This is a genomic window from Micromonospora sp. NPDC053740, from assembly GCF_040677775.1.
GTDB classification, from domain to species: Bacteria; Actinomycetota; Actinomycetes; order Mycobacteriales; family Micromonosporaceae; genus Micromonospora; species Micromonospora alfalfae.
The window spans coordinates 387072-410156 of sequence record NZ_JBFASO010000003.1 but is presented as its reverse complement, the minus strand read 5'-3'; the positions used below and the strand labels follow the sequence as shown (position 1 = coordinate 410156).

19 protein-coding genes are annotated in these 23085 nt (G+C 72.8%); 11 read left to right on the top strand and 8 right to left on the bottom strand.

The window, feature by feature from the left end; translation table 11 throughout:
• The first annotated feature begins 203 nt into the window (after positions 1 to 203).
• From AB0K35_RS10715 to AB0K35_RS10705, 3 genes are read left to right on the top strand one after another with little or no spacing between them, the layout of a single operon-like run.
• Positions 204 to 2024 (top strand): ABC transporter, encoded by a 1821-nt coding sequence (locus AB0K35_RS10715; RefSeq protein ID WP_363884883.1) that lies wholly within the window; start codon positions 204 to 206, stop codon positions 2022 to 2024.
• Positions 2021 to 3706, top strand: a complete 1686-nt coding sequence (locus tag AB0K35_RS10710; RefSeq protein WP_363884881.1) for a GTPase — start codon at positions 2021 to 2023, stop codon at positions 3704 to 3706. The genes AB0K35_RS10715 and AB0K35_RS10710 overlap by 4 nt, the downstream gene beginning before the upstream one ends.
• Positions 3707 to 3763: 57 nt before the next feature.
• Positions 3764 to 4987 (top strand): hypothetical protein, encoded by a 1224-nt coding sequence (locus AB0K35_RS10705; protein ID WP_238669747.1) that lies wholly within the window; start codon positions 3764 to 3766, stop codon positions 4985 to 4987.
• An 85-nt stretch (positions 4988 to 5072) separates the two neighbouring features.
• Here the strand turns inward: AB0K35_RS10705 and AB0K35_RS10700 are convergent, their stop codons facing one another.
• Together AB0K35_RS10700 and AB0K35_RS10695 are read right to left on the bottom strand one after the other, a co-directional pair.
• Positions 5073 to 5696 (bottom strand): phosphatase PAP2 family protein, encoded by a 624-nt coding sequence (locus AB0K35_RS10700; RefSeq protein ID WP_238669746.1) that lies wholly within the window; start codon positions 5694 to 5696, stop codon positions 5073 to 5075.
• A gap of 65 nt (positions 5697 to 5761) precedes the next feature.
• The gene (locus AB0K35_RS10695) at positions 5762 to 6703 is read right to left on the bottom strand and encodes a hypothetical protein (protein ID WP_363884879.1); all 942 of its coding nucleotides are present in this window, start codon (positions 6701 to 6703) and stop codon (positions 5762 to 5764) included.
• 524 nt (positions 6704 to 7227) lie between these two features.
• On the opposite strand from AB0K35_RS10695, the gene pdhA reads away from it, so the two are divergent.
• The 6 genes from pdhA to AB0K35_RS10665 all read left to right on the top strand — a co-directional run bounded on the left by pdhA (position 7228) and on the right by AB0K35_RS10665 (position 16273).
• On the top strand, positions 7228 to 8403 hold the full coding sequence (gene pdhA, locus AB0K35_RS10690; RefSeq protein ID WP_238669744.1) for a pyruvate dehydrogenase (acetyl-transferring) E1 component subunit alpha: 1176 nt from the start codon (positions 7228 to 7230) through the stop codon (positions 8401 to 8403).
• On the top strand, positions 8403 to 9392 hold the full coding sequence (locus AB0K35_RS10685) for an alpha-ketoacid dehydrogenase subunit beta (protein WP_357360986.1): 990 nt from the start codon (positions 8403 to 8405) through the stop codon (positions 9390 to 9392). The genes pdhA and AB0K35_RS10685 overlap by 1 nt, the downstream gene beginning before the upstream one ends.
• Positions 9389 to 10897: a dihydrolipoamide acetyltransferase family protein gene (locus tag AB0K35_RS10680; RefSeq protein ID WP_363884876.1), complete on the top strand. Its 1509-nt coding sequence runs from the start codon at positions 9389 to 9391 to the stop codon at positions 10895 to 10897. The genes AB0K35_RS10685 and AB0K35_RS10680 overlap by 4 nt, the downstream gene beginning before the upstream one ends.
• Positions 10898 to 11115: 218 nt before the next feature.
• Entirely contained in the window at positions 11116 to 11253 is a 138-nt protein-coding gene (locus tag AB0K35_RS10675; protein ID WP_165435866.1) for a hypothetical protein, read from the top strand.
• A gap of 343 nt (positions 11254 to 11596) precedes the next feature.
• The gene (locus tag AB0K35_RS10670) at positions 11597 to 14323 is read left to right on the top strand and encodes a hypothetical protein (RefSeq protein WP_363884874.1); all 2727 of its coding nucleotides are present in this window, start codon (positions 11597 to 11599) and stop codon (positions 14321 to 14323) included.
• A 117-nt stretch (positions 14324 to 14440) separates the two neighbouring features.
• Positions 14441 to 16273 (top strand): NHL domain-containing thioredoxin family protein, encoded by a 1833-nt coding sequence (locus AB0K35_RS10665; protein WP_363884872.1) that lies wholly within the window; start codon positions 14441 to 14443, stop codon positions 16271 to 16273.
• Positions 16274 to 16305: 32 nt separating this feature from the next.
• On the opposite strand, the gene AB0K35_RS10660 is transcribed toward AB0K35_RS10665, so the two are convergent.
• From AB0K35_RS10660 to AB0K35_RS10650, 3 genes are read right to left on the bottom strand one after another with little or no spacing between them, the layout of a single operon-like run.
• On the bottom strand, positions 16306 to 17055 hold the full coding sequence (locus AB0K35_RS10660) for a 5-oxoprolinase subunit PxpA (protein ID WP_238669739.1): 750 nt from the start codon (positions 17053 to 17055) through the stop codon (positions 16306 to 16308).
• Positions 17039 to 17902 (bottom strand): biotin-dependent carboxyltransferase family protein, encoded by an 864-nt coding sequence (locus tag AB0K35_RS10655; RefSeq protein WP_363884870.1) that lies wholly within the window; start codon positions 17900 to 17902, stop codon positions 17039 to 17041. The genes AB0K35_RS10660 and AB0K35_RS10655 overlap by 17 nt, the downstream gene beginning before the upstream one ends.
• The gene (locus tag AB0K35_RS10650; protein ID WP_363884868.1) at positions 17899 to 18636 is read right to left on the bottom strand and encodes an allophanate hydrolase subunit 1; all 738 of its coding nucleotides are present in this window, start codon (positions 18634 to 18636) and stop codon (positions 17899 to 17901) included. The genes AB0K35_RS10655 and AB0K35_RS10650 overlap by 4 nt, the downstream gene beginning before the upstream one ends.
• 107 nt (positions 18637 to 18743) lie before the next feature.
• Here AB0K35_RS10650 and AB0K35_RS10645 point away from each other — a divergent pair, with 107 nt between their 5' ends.
• Positions 18744 to 19421 carry a hemolysin III family protein gene (locus AB0K35_RS10645; RefSeq protein ID WP_238669736.1) on the top strand — a complete coding sequence of 226 codons (678 nt, stop codon included), beginning with the start codon at positions 18744 to 18746 and terminating at the stop codon, positions 19419 to 19421.
• 243 nt (positions 19422 to 19664) lie between these two features.
• On the opposite strand, the gene AB0K35_RS10640 is transcribed toward AB0K35_RS10645, so the two are convergent.
• Positions 19665 to 19952 carry a DUF6458 family protein gene (locus tag AB0K35_RS10640; RefSeq protein WP_238669735.1) on the bottom strand — a complete coding sequence of 96 codons (288 nt, stop codon included), beginning with the start codon at positions 19950 to 19952 and terminating at the stop codon, positions 19665 to 19667.
• A 112-nt stretch (positions 19953 to 20064) separates the two neighbouring features.
• Here AB0K35_RS10640 and AB0K35_RS10635 point away from each other — a divergent pair, with 112 nt between their 5' ends.
• Positions 20065 to 20604, top strand: a complete 540-nt coding sequence (locus AB0K35_RS10635; protein ID WP_238669734.1) for a histidine phosphatase family protein — start codon at positions 20065 to 20067, stop codon at positions 20602 to 20604.
• A 49-nt stretch (positions 20605 to 20653) separates the two neighbouring features.
• Here AB0K35_RS10635 and AB0K35_RS10630 read toward each other — a convergent pair whose 3' ends face one another.
• Together AB0K35_RS10630 and AB0K35_RS10625 are read right to left on the bottom strand one after the other, a co-directional pair.
• A complete protein-coding gene (locus AB0K35_RS10630; protein WP_030487564.1) occupies positions 20654 to 20923 on the bottom strand; it encodes a DUF6458 family protein in 270 nt (89 codons plus the stop codon).
• A 213-nt stretch (positions 20924 to 21136) separates the two neighbouring features.
• Positions 21137 to 22993, bottom strand: coding sequence for an acyl-CoA dehydrogenase (locus tag AB0K35_RS10625; protein WP_363884865.1), 1857 nt, complete (start codon positions 22991 to 22993; stop codon positions 21137 to 21139).
• Between the last annotated feature and the right edge of the window lie 92 nt (positions 22994 to 23085).

The following is a 23085-nucleotide window of genomic DNA, read 5'->3' as shown; positions in this document are numbered from 1 at the left end:
GTAAGGTTGTGCAGGTGACGGGCGTCGCCCGTGGGCTGCTGGCGAGCACCGCCCGCAGCGGGCCCCACCACAAGTTGAGTGAACTTGACTCAATAGTGCCACGCGTTGGCCAATCGTCAAGTTGACTTGAGTCAACCCGACGCAACCCAGCCGTTATTACCGTCCGGTTGTCTTCCCTTGCATCGGTCGGGCACGCTTTAGCGGTGACGACGCACGGCGATCCCGCCACCCGTTCCGGTGCGCCCGCCGTCGCAGCCCGCACCGACCCGCCGGACGCCGCGGGGGAGCCGCCCGCCACTACCGGGGACGACAGCCTCCCCGGCGCACTGTCGGGCCTCCGGGAGGCGATCGGCGCGGCCCGGTATCCCCTCGCGCTGCCCTCTGCCAACTCTGCCCGGCACAGCGCCACAGCACTCACCGACCAGCTCGACGACTACCTGCTGCCCCGGCTCGCCCGGTTGGACGCGCCACTGCTCGTGGTGGTCGGCGGCTCCACCGGCGCGGGTAAGTCGACCCTGGTCAACAGCCTGGTCAAGGCCCGGGTCAGCGCGGCCGGCGTGCTCCGGCCGACCACCCGCTCCCCGGTGCTGGTCTGCAACCCGTCCGACGCGGCCTGGTTCCGGCAGGGTGACCTGCTGCCCGGGCTGACCCGCACCACCGAGCCGAGCGACGATCCGCGCGCCCTGCACCTCGTCACCGCCCCGGCCCTCCCCGCCGGGCTGGCCTTCCTCGACGCGCCCGACATCGACTCGGTCGTCGACGCCAACCGGGCGCTGGCCACCCAACTGCTGGCCGCCGCCGACCTGTGGCTATTCGTCACCACCGCCGCCCGGTACGCCGACGCGGTGCCGTGGGAGCTGCTGCGCAGCGCCCGGGCGCGCGGCGCGGTCATCGCCATGGTGCTGGACCGGGTGCCCGCCGAGGCCACCGACGAGATCGCCGCGCACCTGACCGAGATGCTCGCCGAGCAGGATCTCAGCCGGGCGCCGCTGTTCGTGTTGCCCGAGACCTGGGTCGACGGTCAGGGGCTGCTGCCCGAGGGAGTCACCGCCCCACTGGCCGACTGGTTCGCCCGGTTGGCCGCCGACGTGGACGCGCGGGCGGCGGTGGTCCGTCAGACCCTCGACGGGGCGCTGGCCGCACTCCACCCCGCCGTGGAGGATCTGGCCGACGCCGCCGACGAGCAGCTCGCCGCCGCCGACGGGCTGGACGAACGGGTCCTCGCCGCGTACCGGGCCGCCGAGCGCACCGTCGAGCAAGGGCTCCAGGACGGCCGGCTGCTCCGGGGTGAGGTGCTCGCCCGCTGGCAGGAGTTCGTCGGCACCGGCGAGCTGTTCCGCACGCTGGAGGCACGGATCGGCCGCCTCCGGGACCGGGTCGTGGCCGCCGTCACCGGTCGGCCGGCGCCCGCCGCCGAGCTCCGCAACGCCATCGAGTCCCAACTGGTGACGCTGCTACGCGGGGTGGCCTCGGAGGCCGCCGAATCCGCGTACACCGGGTGGAAGGCACACCCGGCCGGCGCCGGGCTGCTCGACCCGGCGCTCGCCCACCCGAGCGACGACCTACCCGAACGCGCCGAGCGCATGGTCCGGGACTGGCAGCGCGGTGTGCTGGAGCTGGTCCGGGTCGAGGGCGGTGACAAGCGGTTCGTGGCCCGCACCGCCGCGTACGCGGTGAACGCCACCGGGCTGGCCGTGATGATCGCCGTCTTCGCCTCGACCGCGTTCATCCCGACCGGGCTGGAACTGGCCACCGGGGCCGGCACCACTGTCGCCGCACAGGCCGTCCTCCAGGCGATCTTCGGCGACCAGGCGGTGCGTACCCTCGCCGCCAAGGCCCGCACCGACCTGCTGGACCGGGTGCGGACGCTGCTCGCCGCGGAGGCCGACCGCTTCCTGAGCCGCACCGCCGACGCCCGCCCCGCCGAAGACGCCGGTGACGGTCTGCGCCGGGCCGCCGGCCGGGTCGAGCTGGCCCGGCACCGCAGCGGCCTGTCCGCCGCCCACGAGGAGGGTTCCCGGTGAGCAACATCGCCGGCCGGGTACGCGAGGTGTTCCGCGGGGACCAGCGGGTCGACGCCGACGCGTTGATCGCGCGCCTGGACGCGGTACGCCGGTTCCTGACCGCCGTGGACGGTCTGCTGCCGGACGCCGACCTGGTGCCCGCGCACACGGTGGTGGAGCGGGCCGGCACCCGGCTCACGCTGTCCCGGGACCACACAGTGGTCGCCCTGGCCGGCGCCACTGGCAGCGGCAAGTCCAGCCTCTTCAACGCGCTGGCCCAACTGGAGCTGTCGCCGGTCGGGGTCCGCCGGCCGACCACCGGCGTCACCCACGCCTGCGTGTGGGGGCCGCTGGAGGGCGCCAACCATCTGCTCGACTGGATCGGCGTGCTGCCCCGACACCGCTTCGTCCGGGAGAGCGCCCTGGACGCTGACGACGAGACGGCACTGCACGGGCTGATCCTGCTCGACCTGCCCGACTTCGACTCGGTGCAGCGATCGCACCGGCTGGAGGTGGACCGGCTCCTGGGCCTGGTGGACCAGGTGGTCTGGGTGGTCGACCCGCAGAAGTACGCCGACCGGGTCATCCACGACAGCTACCTGCGCGAGTTCCACAGGCACCGCGACGTCACAGTGGTGGTGCTCAACCAGGCCGACCGGCTGCCCCCGGCCGAGGTGCCCCGGGTCCTGGACGATCTTCGTCGGCTGCTCGACACGGACGGGCTGACCGGGGTGCCCCTGCTGGCCACCACCGCCATCGACCCGGCCGGGATGGTCGGGCTGCGCAACGCGCTGGAGCGCACTGTCGCCGAGCGGCAGGCCGCGTTGCGTCGGCTCGCGGGTGACGTCGACACTGTCGTCGCCGGCCTGGACGAGCTGGTCGGTTCGGCCCGGCCGCCGGGCGGGCCGGACGACACAGCCGTCAACGGGCTGAACCGGGCGTTGGCCGGGGCGGCCGGGGTGCCAGCGGTGACCGAGGCCGTGGAGCGGGCGTACCGGCACCGGGCCGGCGCGGCCACCGGCTGGCCCGTGGTCCGGGGCTGGCGGCGGTTGCGACCCGACCCGCTGCGTCGGCTGCACCTGCCCGGCCCCACCGGCGACCAGGCCGACCCGGCGGAGAGCCTGGTAGCGGCCACCTCGGTACCTGACCCGACGGCCGCCCAACGTTCGGCGCTCGGCCTCGCCATCCGCGCGGTGGCCGACCGGGCCGCCGACGACCTGCCCGCCGCCTGGCCCGGCGCGGTGACCTCCGCCGCCCGGTCCCGCCTCGGCGACCTGCCGGACGCCCTGGATCGCACGATCGCCGGCACCGACCTCGGCCTCGACCGTCGCCCGATCTGGTGGCGGGTCGTCGGCGGTGTGCAGTGGTTGGTCACCCTCGCCGCGGTGGTGGGGCTGGGTTGGCTGGTGCTCGGCTACGCGCTGCGAGCGCTCGGCCTGCCGGCGCTGGACAACCCGATGGTCGGCCAGGTGCCGCTGCCGACCGTCCTGCTGCTGGGCGGCCTGCTGGCCGGGCTGCTGGTGGCGGCGCTGACCCGGCCGGTGGTGCGCTGGGCCGCCCGGCGCGCCCGGGCCCGCGCCGACCAGCGGCTGACGGCGCGGGTCGCCCAGGTGGGCGACGAGTACGTGCTGGCTCCGGTACGGATCGTGCTCGGCTCGTACGCCCAGGCACGCGACGCGCTGCGGGACGCCGCACGCCGCTGACGCTCCGCACGGCTCGCTACCGCTCTGCGTACGCCTCGGGCGGCGTAGGGTCGGAGCATGGCCACGCCTCAGACCCCCTACGACGCGGTGCTGCACGCCGCACGCGACGTGACCAAGCTGGAGTCCGCCCTCGACGCCGAGATGCTCGGCAGCGCCCTGCTGGGCAGTGTCTACGCGATCGCGGAGACCGACCGCGACGCCGCCGTACGGGAGTTCGTCACCGGCTTCCTCGCCGCCACCGCCCGCCGCAGGGTCGCGGCGGCGACCACCATCCGGCAGGTCTTCGCCACGCTCGTCCCGACCGCCGAGGGCACCGATCGGGTGCGCGCGGGCAGCCAGGCGCCCACCTGGACAGCCCAGCTCGGCCGGGTGCACCTCACCGGCACCTGGGCGTACGGCGACGTGTACGGCGACCAGACCTCCTACCTCGCGACCTTCGCCTACGACGACGAGTCCGGCGGCTCGGAGCACGCGCTGGTGGCCCTGGTGGACCACAACATCGGGATCACCAAGGACATCTTCGTGGGCGGGCCGGCTGAACGGATCCTGGACCAGGTCCGGCAGATGTGCGCCGACGACGAGCTGACCTGGTTCCGGACCGAAGATCCAGCCCGGTTCCGGGGCGAGGTGGCTCGCCATCTGGCGGTCACCGACGACCTGGGCGAGTTGCCCGGCGAGGGGTCGCTCGCCACCGACCGAGCGTTGGTCGGGGCCCGCCTGGCGGTGCTGCCCACCGCTGCCGACCCGACCGGTCCGGCGGAGGTCGAACCGCTCTCCGCGGCCGAGCGCACCGACCTGGTCCGACGGTTCCTCGGCGCGCCGGAGGCCGCCCGCTTCGGGCTGGACACCGTCGACGGCCCGGAGTTGGCCTCCCTGCACTTCTGCCTGAGCCTGCTGCTGGACCACTCGGCGAGCTTCCCGGACGCCGACCCGATGCGCTGGAGTCCCGCGGTGTCCGGGCTCTTCCTGCTCGACTGGGTGCACCGCCGGGCCGTGCTGGACATGGACGACGCGGCGATGCTCCCCCGGGTGCTGCGGGCCTGGGCGCGGTACGCGTCGCGCCAGCGCGGGCTGCCCGAGGCGGCGGCGACGCGCACCGACGAGGCGATCGAGGAGATGGTGCCGGAGTTCGCCCGGCTCTACTCGACCGGTGAGCGGCGCAGCGCGGCCACCGCAGCGGTGGCGCAGCTGATGGCCGACGGGGTGGACCCGGACGACCCGGCCGCGCTGGACGCGTGGATCGAGGCGAACCGCCACCGCCTCGCCGACGACGGCGCCTGACGATGTCCGAGGGTGGGTGGCTCCGCGCCGCCCTCCCTCGGCTCGCGCAGCGGGACCTGGGGGCTAGCGCAGCGGAGCCTGAGGGCTAGCGCAGTGGGCCGAAGATCACCGCGGCGATCAGGGCGCCGAGCGCACCTCCGGTCAGCACCTGCGCCAGCGTGTGGTCTTTGAGCCGTACCCGGGACCAGCCGACCACCGCCAGCAGCGGTGCGGCGACGACCAGCCGGGTCCCGAAGGTCAGGATCAGGATGACCAGCGTGCCGGCTGCCACCGCCGAGTGGATCGACATCTTCCACCAGTGGCTGACCGACACGGCGACGACGAGGCCGACGAGGCCGGACACCGCCAGTGCCAGCACCTGGCGGGGCGCGCCGAGCACGGCGAGCAGGGCGAGCCCCGCAGCGACCGAACCGAGGCCGACCAGCAACGGCGCCCGGCGCTGCTCCCGGCGGCCGACGTGGTGGTCGGTGAGCCGGCCACGGCGTACCCCGCCGACGATGTAGGCGAACGGAATGCCGGTCACGAAGAGAGTGGCGAGCAGACCCCAGACCAGGCCCTGACCGGGTCGGCTGGCGCTGTGCCAGCTCACTGTGATGATCAGCAGCGACACGAGCACCGCCGGGGCGGTCACCTCGGTGACCAGCCGGGCGATCCGCAACCCTGGGCCGGGCCGGGTGGCGACCGGGCGGGGTTCCGCACCGCCGCCCACGCCGCCCCCTCCGGTACGCGCCTACCGCCGAACGCCGCCGTCGCCGGACTGGCCGCGCCTGATCGTCACCGTACCGTCGGCGACGCCGCGGGGTCTGTCGGTCCGGGCAGTGGCGCCGGGCTGACGCTGGGCGTCGAGGCGACGACCGACGGCGACGGGGGCGCCGGGCCGGGTCGGCGGGTCGGTACCGCAGGCGGCGTGGGTGTGGGGGCCGGGACGGACCGGGTGCTGGTCGGCACGGCGGTCGCTGTCGCGTCGTCGGTCGGCGTGGGTGTCGGGCCCAGCGTGGGCGTCGGTTCCACGGTCAGGGTCGGGGTCGGGGTCGGATCGGGATCGTCCGAGCCGGTCGGGTCCGGGCCCGGCGAATCGGTGGGGTCCGGCGAGTCGGTCGGGTCGGGGTCGGTCGGGGTCGGGTCCGGCGGGTCGGTGGGGTCGGGGTCGGTCGGGTCCGGGCCCGGCGGGTCGGTCGGGTCGGGGTCGGTCGGGTCCGGGCCCGGCGGGTCGGTCGGGTCGGGGTCGGTCGGCGGTGGCGGAGCAACGGGCGGGGGTACCGGCGGCGAGGTGCTCCGCGTGGGTTTCGGTGCCGCCGGCGGGGCGGTCGTCCACCGGGCGGGCCCGGCATCGGCGGCGGGCCCTTCCCGTGGACGAGACGGGGCGGCCGGGAGCCAGCCGCTGGTCGGGTCGACGCTGGGTGTGCCGAGCGGGGGAAGCGGTGGTTGGCTGGTCATCGGCATGGGGATCACCACCGGCCCGACGGACGGGGTCGGCATGAACGGGGTGCTGCTGTCCGGTAGGGCGGTGCTGCCCGGGGTGGCCGAGCCCGCGCTGATCGCGGCGAGGATGGGCATCGACGCCGTGCCGGCCAGCAGCGCGACGGTGAGCAGGTAACCGCGGGAGGGGCCACCGGCGCCGGGGGCCCGGTGGACACCGACCACCCGACGGTAGCCGCCGGCCGACCGGTGCCGACCAAGCGCTGGTGTGCCGGGACCGTCACCTGGCTCGTACACCGCACACCCCTAGTCGTCGGCCGTCGGAGGACATGAATGGACGCCACCGCGGGCAAAAAACCGACAATTAACCCGATAGGCGCGATCCTGCGGGAATCAGCCTCGCGCAGTCACAGTGGGTCAGCCAACCTCCACCGCGTGTCGACACGCAGTGCTGCCCGAACGGTGACGAATCGTGGCGCAAAGCACGGGAAACGCGGGCCGGCATGATGGCGACAAACGGCGTCAAAGCATGGGCTGTCGGATTGCGGAGGCAGGCGTACTGTGGGCGCGCTCACCTGCTCTGCGAATATGGAGCACGACGGCAACGCAGCCGTGACCTCCGCGCACCCTCGCGGCAGGCGCGGTTGAGCGCCGGCGCTCCCGATCCGGGTTCGGCCAGAACCCGGATCACGCCGTGCGGCAACCCCCACCGGGGCTAGGCGCGGCCGCCAGGAACCGGTCCGGCAGCAGCCGGGCAGGCGCACGAGTTGCGCGGCCGGGTGACCCCCCGGTGCCGACGCAGACACGACAGGGAGAGACCGATGGCAAAGGGCGACCCCGGGGGCACCACCCGCAGCAGGCGGGCTGCACCCCGCTCCAGGAAGGGCGCGGCCGGCGACCCCGCGCTGGTGCAGCTCCTCACCCCCGAAGGCGAACGGATCGACAGCGCCACCGGGCCGGACGGCACCGAGTACCGCGTCGACTTCACCGACGAGGAATACCGCGGTCTCTACCGCGACCTGGTGCTGGTCCGGAAGCTGGACGCCGAGGCGACCGCTCTCCAGCGCCAGGGCGAGCTGGGCCTCTGGGCCAGCCTGCTCGGCCAGGAAGCCGCCCAGGTCGGCTCCGGGCGGGCGCTGCGTACCCAGGACATGGCCTTCCCGACCTACCGGGAGCACGGCGTCCTCTACTGCCGGGGCATCGACCCGATCATGCCGCTCGGCCTGTTCCGCGGCGTCGACCAGGGCGGCTGGGACCCGAACGAGTTCAAGTTCAACATGTACACGATCGTCATCGGGGCGCAGACACTGCACGCGACCGGCTACGCGATGGGGATCACCATCGACGGCAAGACCGGCACCGACGACGGCGAGGCGGCGATCGCCTACTTCGGCGACGGCGCCACCAGCCAGGGCGACGTGAACGAGGCGTTCGTCTGGGCCAGCGTGTTCAACGCGCCGCTGGTCTTCTTCTGCCAGAACAACCAGTACGCGATCTCCGAGCCGCTGGAGCGGCAGACCCGTGTCCCGCTCTACCAGCGGGCCGCCGGCTTCGGGTTCCCCGGCGTACGGGTGGACGGCAACGACGTGCTCGCCACGTACGCGGTCACCCGCACCGCGCTGGACAACGCCCGCCTCGGGCAGGGCCCGAGCCTGATCGAGGCGTACACCTACCGGATGGGCGCGCACACCACCTCCGACGACCCGACCCGCTACCGCATCGCCAGCGAGGTCGAGGCGTGGCAGGCGAAGGACCCGATCGCCCGGGTCAAGGCCTTCCTGGAGAAGCAGCAGATCGCCGACGCGGGCTTCTTCGCCGAGGTCGACGAGCAGGCCCGCCGCGAGTCGGTGCACCTGCGCGAGCGGGTGCTCGAAATGCCGGACCCGGAGCCGGTGACGATGTTCGACAACGTCTACCCCAACGGGTCTCCGCTGCTCGACGAGCAGCGCGCGAAGTTCAGCCGCTACATGGAGTCGTTCGAGGGGAGCGCGCACTGATGGCCACGGAGACGCTCACCATCGGCAAGGCCCTCAACACCGGTCTGCGCCGCGCCCTGGAGAACGACCCCAAGGTCGTCATCATGGGCGAGGACGTCGGCAAGCTCGGCGGCGTCTTCCGGATCACCGACGGTCTGCAGAAGGACTTCGGCGACCAGCGGGTGATCGACACCCCGTTGGCCGAGTCCGGCATCATCGGCACCGCTGTCGGTCTGGCCATCCGCGGCTACCGGCCGGTCTGCGAGATCCAGTTCGACGGCTTCGTCTACCCCGCGTACGACCAGATCGTGTCGCAGGTGGCGAAGATGCACTACCGCTCGGGCGGCCGGCTCAGCATCCCCATGGTGATCCGGATTCCGTTCGGCGGCGGCATCGGCGCTGTCGAGCACCACTCCGAGTCGCCGGAGGCGTACTTCGCGCACACCGCCGGCCTGAAGGTGGTGACCTGCGCCAACCCGCAGGACGCGTACGTGATGATCCAGCAGGCCATCGCCTCGGACGACCCGATCGTCTTCCTGGAGCCCAAGCGGCGTTACTGGGAGAAGGGCCAGGTCGACCTGGACGCGCCGCTGTCCGACGCGTACCCCCTGCACTCGGCCCGGGTCGTGCGGCCCGGCACCGACGTCACCGTGCTGGCCTACGGCCCGATGGTGCGGACCTGCCTTGATGCGGCGACCGCCGCCGCCGAGGACGGCCGGGAGCTGGAGGTCATCGACCTGCGCTCGCTCTCGCCGCTGGACCTGACCGCGGCGTACGAGTCGGTGAAGCGCACCGGCCGTGCGGTCGTGGTGCACGAGGCGCCGTCCAACATCGGCCTCGGCGCCGAGTTGGCCGCCCGGATCACCGAGGAGTGCTTCTACTCCCTGGAGTCGCCGGTGCTGCGGGTGACCGGCTTCGACACCCCCTACCCGGCCGCCCGGGTGGAGGAGGAGTACCTGCCCGACCTCGATCGGGTGCTCGACGCCGTCGACCGCACCTTCGGCTGGTGAGCGACATGTCCCGGATCAAGACGTTCAACCTGCCCGACCTGGGCGAAGGGCTGACCGAGGGCGAGATCCTGGCCTGGCTGGTCAAGGTCGGCGACACCATCGAGCTGAATCAGCCGATCGTCGAGGTGGAGACGGCGAAGGCGGCGGTGGAGATCCCGGCGAAGTGGGCCGGCCAGGTCCAGGCGATCCACCACCCGGAGGGCACCACTGTCGAGGTCGGTACGCCGATCATCGCGATCGACACCGACCCGGGCGCCGGGCCGCTGGACGCGCCGTCGACCACGGCCACGCCCAGCGGTGACCTGCCCACCCCGTCGGCGGCCTCGCTGGCGGCGGTGGAGGTGGCACCGGCCGAGGGCATGATCGAGCCCGGCCTGATCGGCGGTGCGGCCCCGGGTGGGCGGACGGCGGTGCTTGTCGGCTACGGCCCGCGTACCACCGCCGCGAAGCGTCGCCCCCGCAAGGGCGCGGTCCCGGCGCAGGCCGTGACGGCGCCCGCCGCCCCCGCTGGGGTCGATCAAGGAGTTGTGGTGGGTGACAAAACAGTCGCGACCCCCACGGTTCCGGCACCACAAGTCCATGATCGACGCGGTGAGGCGGTGGCGAGCCGTGGGTCGACCGGCGGGGTGCTGGCCAAGCCGCCGGTGCGCAAGCTCGCCAAGGATCTCGGGGTCGACCTCGCCACGTTGACCGGGTCGGGGCCGCTCGGCTCGATCACCCGGGAGGACGTGCAGCAGGCGGCGAGCGGCGCGAGCGTGGTGGTCGCCGAGCCGATCGCGGCGACGACCGCGCCCAGCTTCGGCGCGGACCGGGAGCAACGCATCCCGGTCAAGGGCGTCCGCAAGCTGACCGCCGAGAACATGTCCCGCTCGGCGTTCACCGCCCCGCACGTGACGGAGTTCCTGACCGTCGATGTGACCCGGGCGATGAAGGCCCTGGACCGGCTGCGCGGCCGACGGGAGTGGCGCGACGTACGGGTCTCGCCGCTGCTGCTGGTGGCGAAGGCGGTGCTGCTGGCGGTGCAACGGCACCCGATGGTCAACTCGACCTGGGCGGGCGACGAGATCGTGGTCAAGGAGTACGTCAACCTCGGCATCGCGGCGGCCACCGAGCGCGGTCTGATCGTGCCCAACGTCAAGGACGCCGGCCGACTCTCGCTGCGGGAGTTGGCGGACGCGCTGACCGACCTGGTGCAGACGGCGAAGTCCGGCCGCACCTCGCCGGCTGCCATGTCCGGCGGCACCCTGACCATCACCAACGTCGGCGTGTTCGGGGTGGACACCGGCACACCGATCCTGCCGCCGGGAGAGTCCGCGATCCTGGCCTTCGGCGCGGTGCGGGAGATGCCCTGGGTGCACAAGGGCAAGGTCAAGGTTCGCCAGGTCACCACGCTGGGGCTGAGCTTCGACCACCGGATCATCGATGGTGAGCTGGGCTCGAAGTTCCTGCGGGACATCGGCGACTTCCTCACGGATCCGGAGGCGGCGCTGCTCGCCTGGACCTGATCGTTTCGAACGCCAGCCACGGCCGGTGTGCCACGGGTTAACGCCCGGCACACCGGCCGTGTCCGTTGGGCGACGAAACCGTCGGCCGGATGGCCTGTTGACCTTTGATTGTTAGGCAGGTGTCTCAGCTCACCTAATAATCGATGGAATTTCCTCGGCTTCTCCTGTTGAATAGATGCATCAGGGGCTGACAACCGAATAGCTAGGGGGACCCACCAATGAGCATGATCGAGCGAATCCGCAACCACCGCGACGCGACCCGCCGCGCCCGTGCCATCGAGCACGCGCTGCGCTCGGCGAACTCGCCGGCGGTTCGCGAGGAAATCCTCGTCATCGCCCAGCGTCACATGAGCTGACGCTCCACTACATTCCTCACCCTCCTCCAGATCGATGGCCCACCCGGCCCACCGGGTGGGCCATCGGCGTTTCCCAACCACCACCACCGGGATTCCGCCCTGCCGCAGCGCCCGGTACGGTGGGCTTCGGTCGCCGCCCGCCGACCCGGCAGAGGCCGAGCCGACAGAACTGCTCGACATCAACCGGCAACGGTGAGTGACGGCCAGTGCTCCTTGGACGTGTCGTGCCACCACCCGATACCGTGCGGGGAGCCGGCACAGCGGTACGCCGGTGACGGCGGCAGCCGCGCCGAGGAGACCGATCGGCACCGGCGAGCCGACATGTGATGGAGGAGGCGCACCCATGACGTCCGAGGGCCCGCACCGACCCGGCCAAGAGCCGGACGAGGTGTCACCGGGCGCCGGCGGACCGGCGCCGTACGGCGACCGCCCGGCGCAGCCGGACAACGGCCAGAACGCCGCCGGCCCCGACCTGGGCTGGGCGCCCCCGCCCCCGACGCGGCCAAACCCGTCGGCGCCGGCATGGGCGACCCAGTCCGAGCAGCCCACAGCCCCCGCCTGGGGTGCCGCCGCTGCGCAGCCCAACGACCCGGCGCAGCCCGCCTGGGCCGCCGGTGGTGGCGCGAGCGAGCCGCCGCAGCAGCAGCCCGCCGGGTGGTCCGGCAACGACGGCGCGCAGGCTCCGGCACAGCCCGACCCCTGGGCCGCGCAGCAGCAGGGCTGGACCCCCGCCGAGCAGGGCGCACAGGCACCGACCTGGACCCCGAACGCCCCCGCCGAGCAGCCGGACTGGGTGCAGGCCCAACCAGCCGCACGGGGCGCCGCGCAGGTTCCCCCGGCAACCGCCGCCTGGCCCGCCCAGGAGGACCCGGCCAACGGCTGGGGCGGCGCGGCGCAGGCCAACCCGCCCGCAGCTGACTGGCGGGCGACCGAATCTCCGCAAGCCGACGCGCCGCAGGCCGCCGGCTGGTCCGGCGGTGCCCAGCAGGACCAGGCCACCGGCAACGGCGGCTGGCCCGCCGGCGGCGCCGCCCGCGACGACCAGCCGGTGTGGACGCCGGCGGAGCAGTCGCCACCGACCTGGGGCCAGCCCGCCGAAGCGACCGAGCAGCCCGCCCCCGGCTGGGGTCAGGCCGCCCAGCCGAGCCCGGCCCGTGGCGCCGCCCAGGTCCCGGCCCCGACGACGAACTGGCCAGCGCAGGACGATCCGGCCAACTCCGGCGGGTGGGCCGCGCAGCAGCAGCAGGCGCAGCCCGCACAGTGGAACGACGCCGGCGACGCACGTCAGGACCAGCCTGCGCAGCCGGCCGCCTGGGGCGAGGCCGAGGGCCGTCCGCAGCAGCCCGACTGGGTGCTCTCCCAACCGGAGCAGCCGACCGAGCGGCCGGAGCAGGCAGGGTGGACCCCGGCGGAGCCGAGCAACCTCCCCGCCCGGGCCAGCGCCAGCGTGCCCACCAGCGGCGGCGCGCCCAACTGGGCCGCCGGCCCGGACAACGCCGCCCAGGGCAACTCCGGCGGCGTGCCGGCGGCCGAGCCGTGGGCCCCCGGTGAGGTGTGGGGTCGCGCGGAGGCCGAGGCTTCCGCCCAGTCCCGTGGAGGCTGGGAGGCGGACCGGGGCGACGAGGCACCGGCCTACCAGCCCGGGCCCGCGCCGGGCATCTCGCCGGCGAACGCGGTGCCGCTGCCTCCGCAGGAGCAGCGCGTCCCCGGCGCCAGCCTGGCTGCCGCCCCGCCGTCCGACTACGCGCCCCAGGCCCAGTTCGCTCCGATCCCCGAGCAGCCCGCCTACGCCGAGCGGGAGACCCCGGACGCCCCCGCGCAGTACGGTGGCCGCCCCGAGGACGTCTCCGCGAGCGGCGCTGTGGTGCCCGCCCCGCGTACCTCTCCGGAGTCCGGAGCGGGCCGCGCGGTCGTACCGGTGGCGGACGCCGAGTCGGCAGCTGGCGCAGCGGCCCGGGCCACGGCGAGCGCTTCGGTGCCGCTGGCCAGCCGGGTCATGCCCCCGACCGACCAGGCCATCCGTCCGACCGGCACGGCCAACCCGCAACCTCGGGTGTACGGCCGTCCGGCACGACCGGAGCCGGAGGCCGAGCCGGAGCCGGAGGCGTTCCAGGGCGACTCGGGCACCGACCGCCAGGGTGCTCCGGAGTGGCAGAACGACGCGCCCCGGCAGGCCACGCCCGACTGGCAGCACGAGGGGCAGCGGCAGATCGCTCCCGACTGGCAGAACGACGCGCAGCGGCAGCAGTCCGCACCCGACTGGCAGAACGACGCGCAGCGGCAGGCTGGGCCCGGCTGGGGCGGCGAGTCCCCGGCCGATCCGCGCTTCGACGACCGGCAGCCCGCACCGAACGCGTTCAACGAGGCCCCGTCCGCGCCGCCGGCGTTCCCGCCGGGTGTGCCGTCCTTCGTCGACGCCCCGGGCAACAACAGGCCGATGAACGGCACCCGCCCGCACTCCGGTGCCGAGCCGCCGGCGGACCAGTTCGGCGGCCCCGGGGCGCCTGCCGCCGGCACCGCGAACGCAACGGCGACCTTCGGTGCGCCGAACTTCGGCGGCCCGGGCTCGGGCGCGCCGGGCTTCGGCGGGCCGGCGACCGAACCAGTGCCGGGCGGGGGCTTCCCGCCATCGTTCCCGCCACCGTCGCAGTCCGCGCCGTCCTGGGGCCAGGAGGCCGGCCAGAAGGACCAGGGCCGATTCGACGCGTTCAAGCCGGACGCCGACGAACCGAAGGTGGAGCCACCGACGCCGAAGGTCCGCAACGGCCGGGTGCTGGCCGCAGTGCTGATCGCCGCGATGCTCATCCTGGCGGTGCCGCTCGGCCTGCTGCTGCTGCTCGGCAAGGTCGGCGGAGAGGACACGCCGTCCTTCGACCCGGCGGTCGGCACCTGCGTGAAGCAGTCCGGGCAGGGCGGCGCCTCGGCGGCGGACTGCGGCGAGGCGGGCGCGTTCACGATCGTCTCGAAGGTGGACGCCAAGGAGAAGTGCACCGACACGACGCAGCCCCACGTGGTGCTGCCGGGTGAGGGCACCAACCGGGTGCTCTGCCTGAAGCCGGCCACGAAGTAGCTGCACCGACGGCGGGGTCACGGGCAACCGTGACCCCGCCGTCGTCGTACCCGCAGGTGGTACCGAATCTCGCCCCCTCCGGCCGGACGCGGGCCGATGGTCAGGCACGATGGGTGCATGAGCGCACGAGTACGGGCTCCCGAACTGCGCGGTCGGGGCTGGCTGAACACCGGTGGACGCGACCTCAAGCTCGCCGACCTTCGCGGCAAGATCGTCATCGCGGATTTTTGGACGTTCTGCTGTATCAACTGCCTGCACGTGCTCGACGAGCTGCGCCCGCTGGAGGAGAAGTACGGCGACGTGCTCGTCGTGATCGGCGTGCACTCGCCGAAGTTCGAGCACGAGAAGGACGCCGACGCGCTCGCCGCCGCGGTGGAGCGGTACGGGGTGCACCACCCCGTACTCGACGATCCTGAGCTGGACATGTGGCAGCAGTACGCGGCCCGGGCCTGGCCGACCCTGTCGGTGATCGACCCCGAGGGTTACGTGGTGGCCACCATGGCCGGCGAGGGGCATGCCGAGGGGCTGGCCCGACTGATCGACGAGTTGATCGCCACTCACGAGGCCAAGGGCACCCTGCACCGGGGGAACGGCCCGTACGTCCCGCCGCCGGCACCGGAGACCGCGCTGCGCTTCCCGGGTAAGGCGGTGCAGCTGCCCAACGGCAACCTGCTGGTCTCGGACTCGGCCCGGCACTCACTGGTCGAGATCGACCCGGACGGCGAGACGCCGGTGCGTCGGATCGGCTCGGGCGAGCGCGGCCGGGCGGACGGGCCGGCCGCCGCGGCGACGTTCTCCGAGCCGCAGGGTGTGTGTCTGCTGCCCACGCACGTCGCCGAGGTGGCCGGCTACGACCTGGTGGTGGCCGACACTGTCAACCATCTGCTGCGCGGCGTTCGGCTGGAGTCCGGCGAGGTGGTCACGGTGGCCGGCAGTGGGCGGCAGTGGCGCGCCGAGGTCGACGACCACGCCCATGACGCGTTCGCCGTCGACCTGTCCTCCCCGTGGGACCTGGCCTGGTACGACGACAAGCTGATCATCGCGATGGCCGGGATCCACCAGCTCTGGTGGTTCGACCCGATCAAGCGGACCGCCGGCATGTACGCCGGCACCACGGTGGAGGCGTTGCGCGACGGCCCGCTGGCCGAGGCGTGGATGGCCCAGCCGTCGGGGCTCTCGACCTCCGCCGACGGCACCCGACTCTGGGTGGCCGACAGCGAGACCAGTTCCGTCCGGTTCGTCGAGAACGGTGTGCTGAGCACCGCCGTCGGGCAGGGCCTGTTCGACTTCGGGCACGTGGACGGTCCGGCGGAGTCGGCGCTGCTCCAGCATCCGCTGGGCGTGTGCGCGCTGCCGGACGGCTCGGTGCTGATCGCGGACACGTACAACGGCGCGGTGCGCCGCTTCGACCCGGCCAGCAACCAGGTCTCCACCGTCGCCGACGGGTTGGCGGAACCGAGCGACCTGGTGCTCACCCCGTCCGGTGAGGTGCTGGTGGTGGAGTCCGCCGCGCACCGGTTGACCCGGCTCGCCCCCGGTGCCCTGTCGGCGGCGGGTGCCAGCACTGTGGACGGGCCTCGGCACCGCACCGAGCGCAAGCCGACCGACGTCGCCGCGGGCGAGGTCACCCTGGACATCGTCTTCACCCCGGCGCCGGGGCAGAAGCTTGACGAGACGTACGGGCCGTCGACCCGGCTGGTGGTCTCCGCGTCCCCGCCGGAGCTGCTGGTGGACGGTGCCGGCACGGGCACCGAGCTGTCCCGCCGGCTGGTGCTCAACGGCGAGGTCACCGCGGGCGTGCTTCAGGTGACAGCGCAGGCGGCGACCTGTGACGCGGACGTCGAGCACGCGGCGTGCCACCTGACCCGGCAGGACTGGGGAGTACCGGTCCGGGTGGTCGACGGCGCGGTGACCCGGCTGCCGCTGGTGCTTCGCGGCCTGGACGCCTGACCTGATCGGAGGGGCCCGGCGGGCCCCTCCGATCAGGCGAAGGGGGCCAGTGTGATGTCGGCGTCGATCAGGGTGGCGCGGACGAGTTCGGCGGCGGAGACCGCACCCGGGGTGTCGCCGTGCACGCAGATCGAGTCGACCGAGCACGGGATGACGGTGCCGTCGACCGCCACCACGCTGCGTTCGGTGGCCATCCGCGCCGCCCGTTCGGCGACCTGCTCGGGGTCGGTGATCACCGCGCCGGGGGTGCCGCGCGGCACCAGCGCCCCGTTGGGCAGGTAGGCGCGGTCGGCGAACGCCTCGGCAACCACCGGCAGGCCCGCGCCCACTGCGAGTTGGGCGAGCGTCGAGCCGGGAAGGCAGAGTACGGGCAACTCGGCGTCGTAACCGCTGACGGCGGCGACCACGGCCGCCGCCTGGGACTCGTCGGTGCTGGCCGCGTGGTAGAGCGCGCCGTGCGGCTTGAGGTAGCGGACCCGGGTGCGGAACAACCGGCAGAACGCGTCCAGCGCCCCCAACTGGTAGGTCACCTCGTCGCGTAGCTCGGCGAAGTCGTACGCGATGTGCCGCCGGCCGAAGCCGGCCAGGTCCCGGTAGCCGACCTGCGCGCCCACCGCGACCCCCCGTCGCGCGGCGCCCTCGACGACCCGCCGCATGGTGGACGGGTCGCCGCCGTGGAAGCCGCAGGCGACGTTGGCGGAGGTGACGAGGCTCAGCAGCGCCTCGTCGTCACCGAGTCGCCAGATGCCGAATCCTTCGCCCAGGTCAGCGTTGAGGTCCATGGAATCTGACGGTAGTACCTGGCCGGGCCTGCGCGAGCGGGGTCACGTCGGTGACCACCCCGATGACTGGGTATCCACCGGTGGTCGGATGGTCCGCGAGGAAGATCAGGGGTTGCCCGTCCGCCGGCACCTGCACCGCGCCGAGCACGATGCCCTCGCTGGGGAGTTCGCCGGCGACCGCGCGGGGCAGCGCCGCGCCGGCGAGCCGCGCGCCGACCCGGTTGCTCACCGGGCTGATGGTGTACGCGCTGCCGAAGAGCCTGTCGAACGCTGTTGGCGTGAACCAGTCCTCGCGAGGACCGGGGCCCAGCGTCAGGTGCAGCTCTTCAGGCGGCGTGGGGCACACGGTCAGGTCCACCGGTGCGGGGGTGCCGACCTGATCACCGACCGGCAGCAGGTCGCCGTCCCGCAACGGAGGTGGGCCGAGCCCGGAGAGGGTGTCGGTGGCCCGGCTACCGAGCACTGGTGACACCTCGATGCCGCCCGCCACCGCCAGCCAACTCCGTACGCCCCGCCGGGCAGGACCGATCCGCAGCACCGTTCCGGCCGGCACGCTGAGTGGGCGCCCGGTGTCACCGGGCCGGACACCCGCCTGGACGGGGACCTCGGCGCCGGTGACCGCCACCGTGGCGGCCCGGGTCAGCCGTAGGGTGCAGCCGGTCAGGGTGATCTCCAGGCCGGCCGCGTGCTCCGGATTGCCGACCAGCCGGTTGGCCAACCGCAGGGCAGCCGGGTCGAGGGCGCCGGACCGGGGCACCCCCAGGTGCGCCCAGCCGGGCCGGCCCAGGTCCTGCACTGTGGTGAGCGCACCGGCGCGGAGCACCTCGATGGCGGCCGGGTGGGTCACGCCGCCACCATCCGCACCTTGGTGCCCGGGCCGAGTCGGGTCGGCGGGTCGGCTGCCACGTCGAACAGCACCAGGTCGGTCCGACCGACCAGCAGCCAGCCGCCCGGGGAAGCGCCCGGGTAGATGCCGGCGTACGGGCCGGCCAATGCGACCGAGCCGGCCGGCACCCGGGGACGGGGCGTGGCCAGCCGGGGCAGCGCCAACTCGGCGGGCAGCCCGGTCAGGTAGGGGAATCCGGGGGCGAATCCGCAGAAGGCGACCCGGAACCGGGTGCTGGTCAACCGGTGTCGCACTGCCGACACGTCCACGCCCCAGTGTTCCGCCACCGCCGGCAGGTCCGGCCCGTCGAAGGTGACAGGCACCAACACGTCCGCCGCGTCGTCGGCTCCGTCTTCGGCTGAGGCGTTGTGGTCTTGATCTTGGGCGTCGACATTGGCTGTGGCGTGGGCGTCGGCCTGGTTGGAGCGGGTGGTCGCGGCGGTGACGGCGGACGCCCATCGGGTCAGCTGCTCGGCCGTTGTGGTCGGGTCGGGCAGGCCGTCGAGCAGCACGGTCCGGGCCGCTGGCACGATCTCCACGGCGATCAGGTCGCCCCGCTCCCGACGCCGCCACAGCTCGGCCCGCCACGCTTCGACGAACGCGGCCTCAGGGACGTCGGCGACGGCCTCGGGGGTGTCGGTGGGGGCGGTGCAGTCGAGTAGCAGGGCGTGCGCCCCGACGGGTCGGATCCGCATCCGCTCATCCTCGCCGATGTCGTGCCGATCCGGTGTTCACGTTGACGGTGCCGGGTGTCACCAACGCCACTACTTACAAGTAACCTACGGTGCCGTAACCTGACTGGGTGACCACCTCCGCCCCGCTTCGCCTGAAGCCGGTCGACATCGGTAAGCCCCGGATGCGCGGCTGGCTGCACACGTACGCCTTCTTCGTCGCAGTGGTCTGCGGCATCGTGCTCTGCTCGATCGCCGCGACCCGGCCGGGGTGGGCACCGCTGGTGAGCTGCCTCATCTACAGCCTGACGGTCTGCGGGCTCTTCGGCACGAGCGCGCTGTACCACCGTCGTGTGTGGTCAGAGCGCGGCTACCAGGTGATGCGCCGGATGGACCACTGCATGATCTTCGTGTTCATCGCCGGCACGTACACACCGCTCTGCGCGATGCTGCTCGCGCCCCGGCCGGCCACCGTGATGCTGGCCCTGGTCTGGGGCGGCGCGCTGGCCGGCGTGGCGATCAAGGTGGTCTGGCCGCACGCGCCGCGCTGGGTGTCCGCGCCGCTCTACCTGGCGCTGGGCTGGGTGGCGGTGGCCATGCTGCCGGAGATCCTGCACGGGGGCGGCGTCGCCGCATTGGTGCTGCTGATCGTCGGTGGCGCGATCTACAGCGTCGGCGCGGTCTTCTACGCGTTGCGCCGCCCCAATCCGTGGCCGACCGTCTTCGGCCACCACGAGTTCTTCCACGCCTGCACGCTGCTGGCGGCGCTCTGTCATCACATCGCGATCTACTTCGCGCTGTTCGCCTGACCCAGCAGTCCGGGGCGAACGGGCGCGGCCCACACCCGTCCATGCCGACGCTCCATGATCGTGCTCGATCCAGGATGTAGTGGCCTCGTTCGCCCCCGAGAGCCCTGTTTCCTGGATCGAGCACGATCATCGGGATCGGGCACCCACCTCAAGATCCGCGAGGGCGCGCGGGCACCGAGGCCCGGCCCGGACGCAAGCCGGGGCCCCGCGACGCTGCGGGACCCCGGAGTGTGTGGGCGAGGATCAGACCGGCCGGCCCGGCCGACGCACCTCGCGGTACTCCTGCACGACCTGGTCGTTCTGGACCGGAACGACCCGGTCGGCCACCACGCGCTCCTCGCGCACCGGCGCGGCGACCACCGCGCGGCGGCGGTTGCTCCAGAAGTAGAGGGTGGCGAGCAGGCCGGCGACGCCGGCGAGCATCAGCACCCAGCCGACGACTGACAGGTCCAGCCAGCCCAGGTCGGCTTCCACTGCGAACGCGAAGATCGCGCCTAGCGCGATCAAGAAGATGCTGCCACCAATGCCCATGTCTCGCTCCTCGGCTCTAACCTGGCGTACGTCGCGCCGCGGCCGTCGGTAGGGGTGCGGCATCCATCGACTTACCCAGGCACGGAGATCGCCAATCGGGCAAGCTGGGGGCATGACGGACGCCGACCCCGACACACGGACTCTGGTGTTGCTGCGGCACGCGAAGGCCGAGCAGGGCAGCGACGCGGCGGACGACGCGGAACGGCCGCTGAGCGCACGCGGGAACGCCGACGCGGCTGCGGCTGGGGCGTGGTTGGCGCACCAGGGGCTGCTGCCCGACGTGGTGATCTGCTCGACGGCCCGACGCACCCGCCAGACCTGGCACGGGGTGGCGATGGGGATGACCGGTTCACCGCCGGAGGGTGGCCCGACCGGTCCTCGCCCGACCGTCCGTTATGAGCCGGGTGCGTACGACGCGCATCCCGAGGAGTTGTTGTCGCTGGTCCGCACTGTGGATCCGGCGGCCCGCACGGCGTTGCTCATTGCCCACAATCCGGGCATCTCTCTGCTCTCCGCGTTCCTCGATCCCGAGGGAGTGGGCGACGAGGGTTTGCGCACCGCCGAGTTGGCGGTGCACCGCTGCCCACCCGGCTGGGTGGAGTTGAGCAGGGCGGGAGCGCCGCTCGCGGCTCGACACACCGCACGCGACTGAGCCACCCGCCGATCCGACGGGTGGCTCAGGGGTACGCGTTGCGCGGGGATCAGGACGGCGGCGCTGTTGGTGGCGGCGGGTCCGGCGGTGGCGGCATCATCGCCGTCGGATGAGACAGCCGGTTCTCCTCCACGATGAGGGTTCGAGCCCGCTTGCGCCGGTCCTGCCAGAACCAGACAGTGGTCAGCAGTACGGCCAGCCCGGCCAGGATGAACACCCAGCCGACAGCGCGTACGTCGATCCACCAGACGTTGGCTCTCAGCGCGAAGGTCAGGATCGCGCCGATCGCGATGAGAAAAATACCGCTTCCTACACCCATGTGCGCTGCACTCCCCCGTGCGGTGGCTCTGGGCGTTCCCTTTCGAGGTCACGCGACGGTTACCCGCCACGCCAGCGGCATACCCGACCGGGCTCGGCCAATACGTGCCGCCGCCGGGCGGAGACGGCGACGGCCGGCGGGGCAGAAGCCCCACCGGCCGTCGCGCGGTGCCGGGTGGTGCGACCCGGAACCGTCAAACGTGCCGTGGCCTGCTCAGAAGGCCTCCTCCGGGAGGTCCATGATGTCGAGGTCGGTGCCCTCGATGATCCGCCGGTCGGCGCCGATGCGGGGCAGCACCTCACGGGCGAAGAAGCGGGCAGCGGCCACCTTGCCGGTGTAGAACGCCTTGTCGCTGGCGGACACCTCGCCGGCCAGGGCCTTCAGCGCCACCTCTGCCTGCTTCTGGAGCAGCCAGCCGACCACCAGGTCGCCGATCGCCAGCAGGAACCGCCGGCTGCTCAGCCCGACCTTGTAGAGGGCGCGGGTGTCGCCACCCTGCGCCTCGCCCAGCCAGCCGGTCATCACACCGAGGATGTTCTGGACCTCGCCGAGGGCCTTGCCGAGCGCCTGCCGCTCCTCCTTGAGCTGACCGTTGCCCGCCTCGGAGGAGATGAACTCCTGGATCTCGCCGGCGACCGCCATGAGTGCCTTGCCGTTGTCCCGCACGATCTTGCGGAAGATCAGGTCGAGGCTCTGGATGGCGGTGGTGCCCTCGTATAGGGTGTCGATCTTGGCGTCGCGGACGTACTGCTCCAGCGGGTAGTCCTGGAGGAACCCGGAGCCGCCGAAGGTCTGCAGGGCCTCGTGCCCGAGCATCTCGTACGCCCGCTCCGAACCGACGCCCTTCACCAGCGGCAGCAGCAGGTCGTTGACCCGCTTGGCCAGCTTGGTGGCCTTCTCGTCGCCGGCCGCCTCGGCGATGGCGACCTTGTCCTGCCAGGTGGCGGTGTAGAGAACAAGGGCACGAAGCCCCTCGGCGTACGACTTCTGCAGCAGCAGCGAGCGGCGTACGTCCGGGTGGTGGGTGATGGTGACCCGGGGGGCGGTCTTGTCCGCCTGCTGGATCAGGTCGGCGCCCTGCACCCGGTTCTTCGCGTACTCCAGGGCGTTGAGGTAGCCGGTGGAGAGGGTGGCGATGGCCTTGGTGCCGACCAGCATCCGGGCGTACTCAATGATCATGAACATCTGCCGGATGCCGTCGTGCTTGTCGCCCAGCAGCCAACCCTTGGCCGGTACGCCGTGCTCGCCGAAGGTCAGCTCGCAGGTATTGGAGACCTTCAGGCCCATCTTGTGCTCGACGTTGGTGGTGTAGACGCCGTTGCGCTCACCCAGCTCGCCGGTGGTCTCGTCGAAGTGGAACTTCGGCACCACGAAGAGCGACAGGCCCTTGGTGCCGGGGCCACCGACGCCCTCCACGCCCACCGGGCGGGCCAGCACGTAGTGCACGATGTTGTCGCTGAGGTCGTGCTCACCGGAGGTGATGAAGCGCTTCACGCCCTCGATGTGCCACGAGCCGTCCGGCTGCTGGATGGCGCGGGCGCGGCCGGCGCCGACGTCCGAGCCGGCGTCCGGCTCGGTGAGCACCATCGTGGAGCCCCACTGCTTGTCGATGAAGAGCTTGGCCCACGCCTTCTGCCGCTCGGTGCCCTCGACGTGCAGCACGTGCGCGAAGGACGGGCCAGAGGCGTACATCCAGATGGGGGCGTTCGAGCCGAGCACCAGCTCGGCGAGGGCCCACCAGAGGACGCGGGGGGCGTTGGTGCCGCCCAGCGCCGGCGGCAGGTCCAGGCGCCAGAACTCGGAGTCCATGAACGCCTGGTAGGACTTCTTGAACGACTCCGGCAGCGGCGCGGTGTGCGTGGCCGGGTCGAAGACCGGCGGGTTGCGGTCGCTGTCCGTGTAGCTGGCGGCCAGGTCCTCGCGAGCGAGGCGATCAAGCTCGGAGAGGAAACTGCGGGCGGTGTCGGCGTCGAGTTCGGAGTACGGTTCCTGGCCGAACGCCTGGTCCGCCCCGAAGACCTCGAACAGGTTGAACTCGAGATCCCGGAGGTTGCTCTTGTAGTGGGTCATGCTCGCTGGCCCCGCTTCCGGACAGGTGTTACCGATCAGTAACCCCGACTGTATTACTCGCGGGTAGGCAGCGACAAGCGGATCACCCAAGT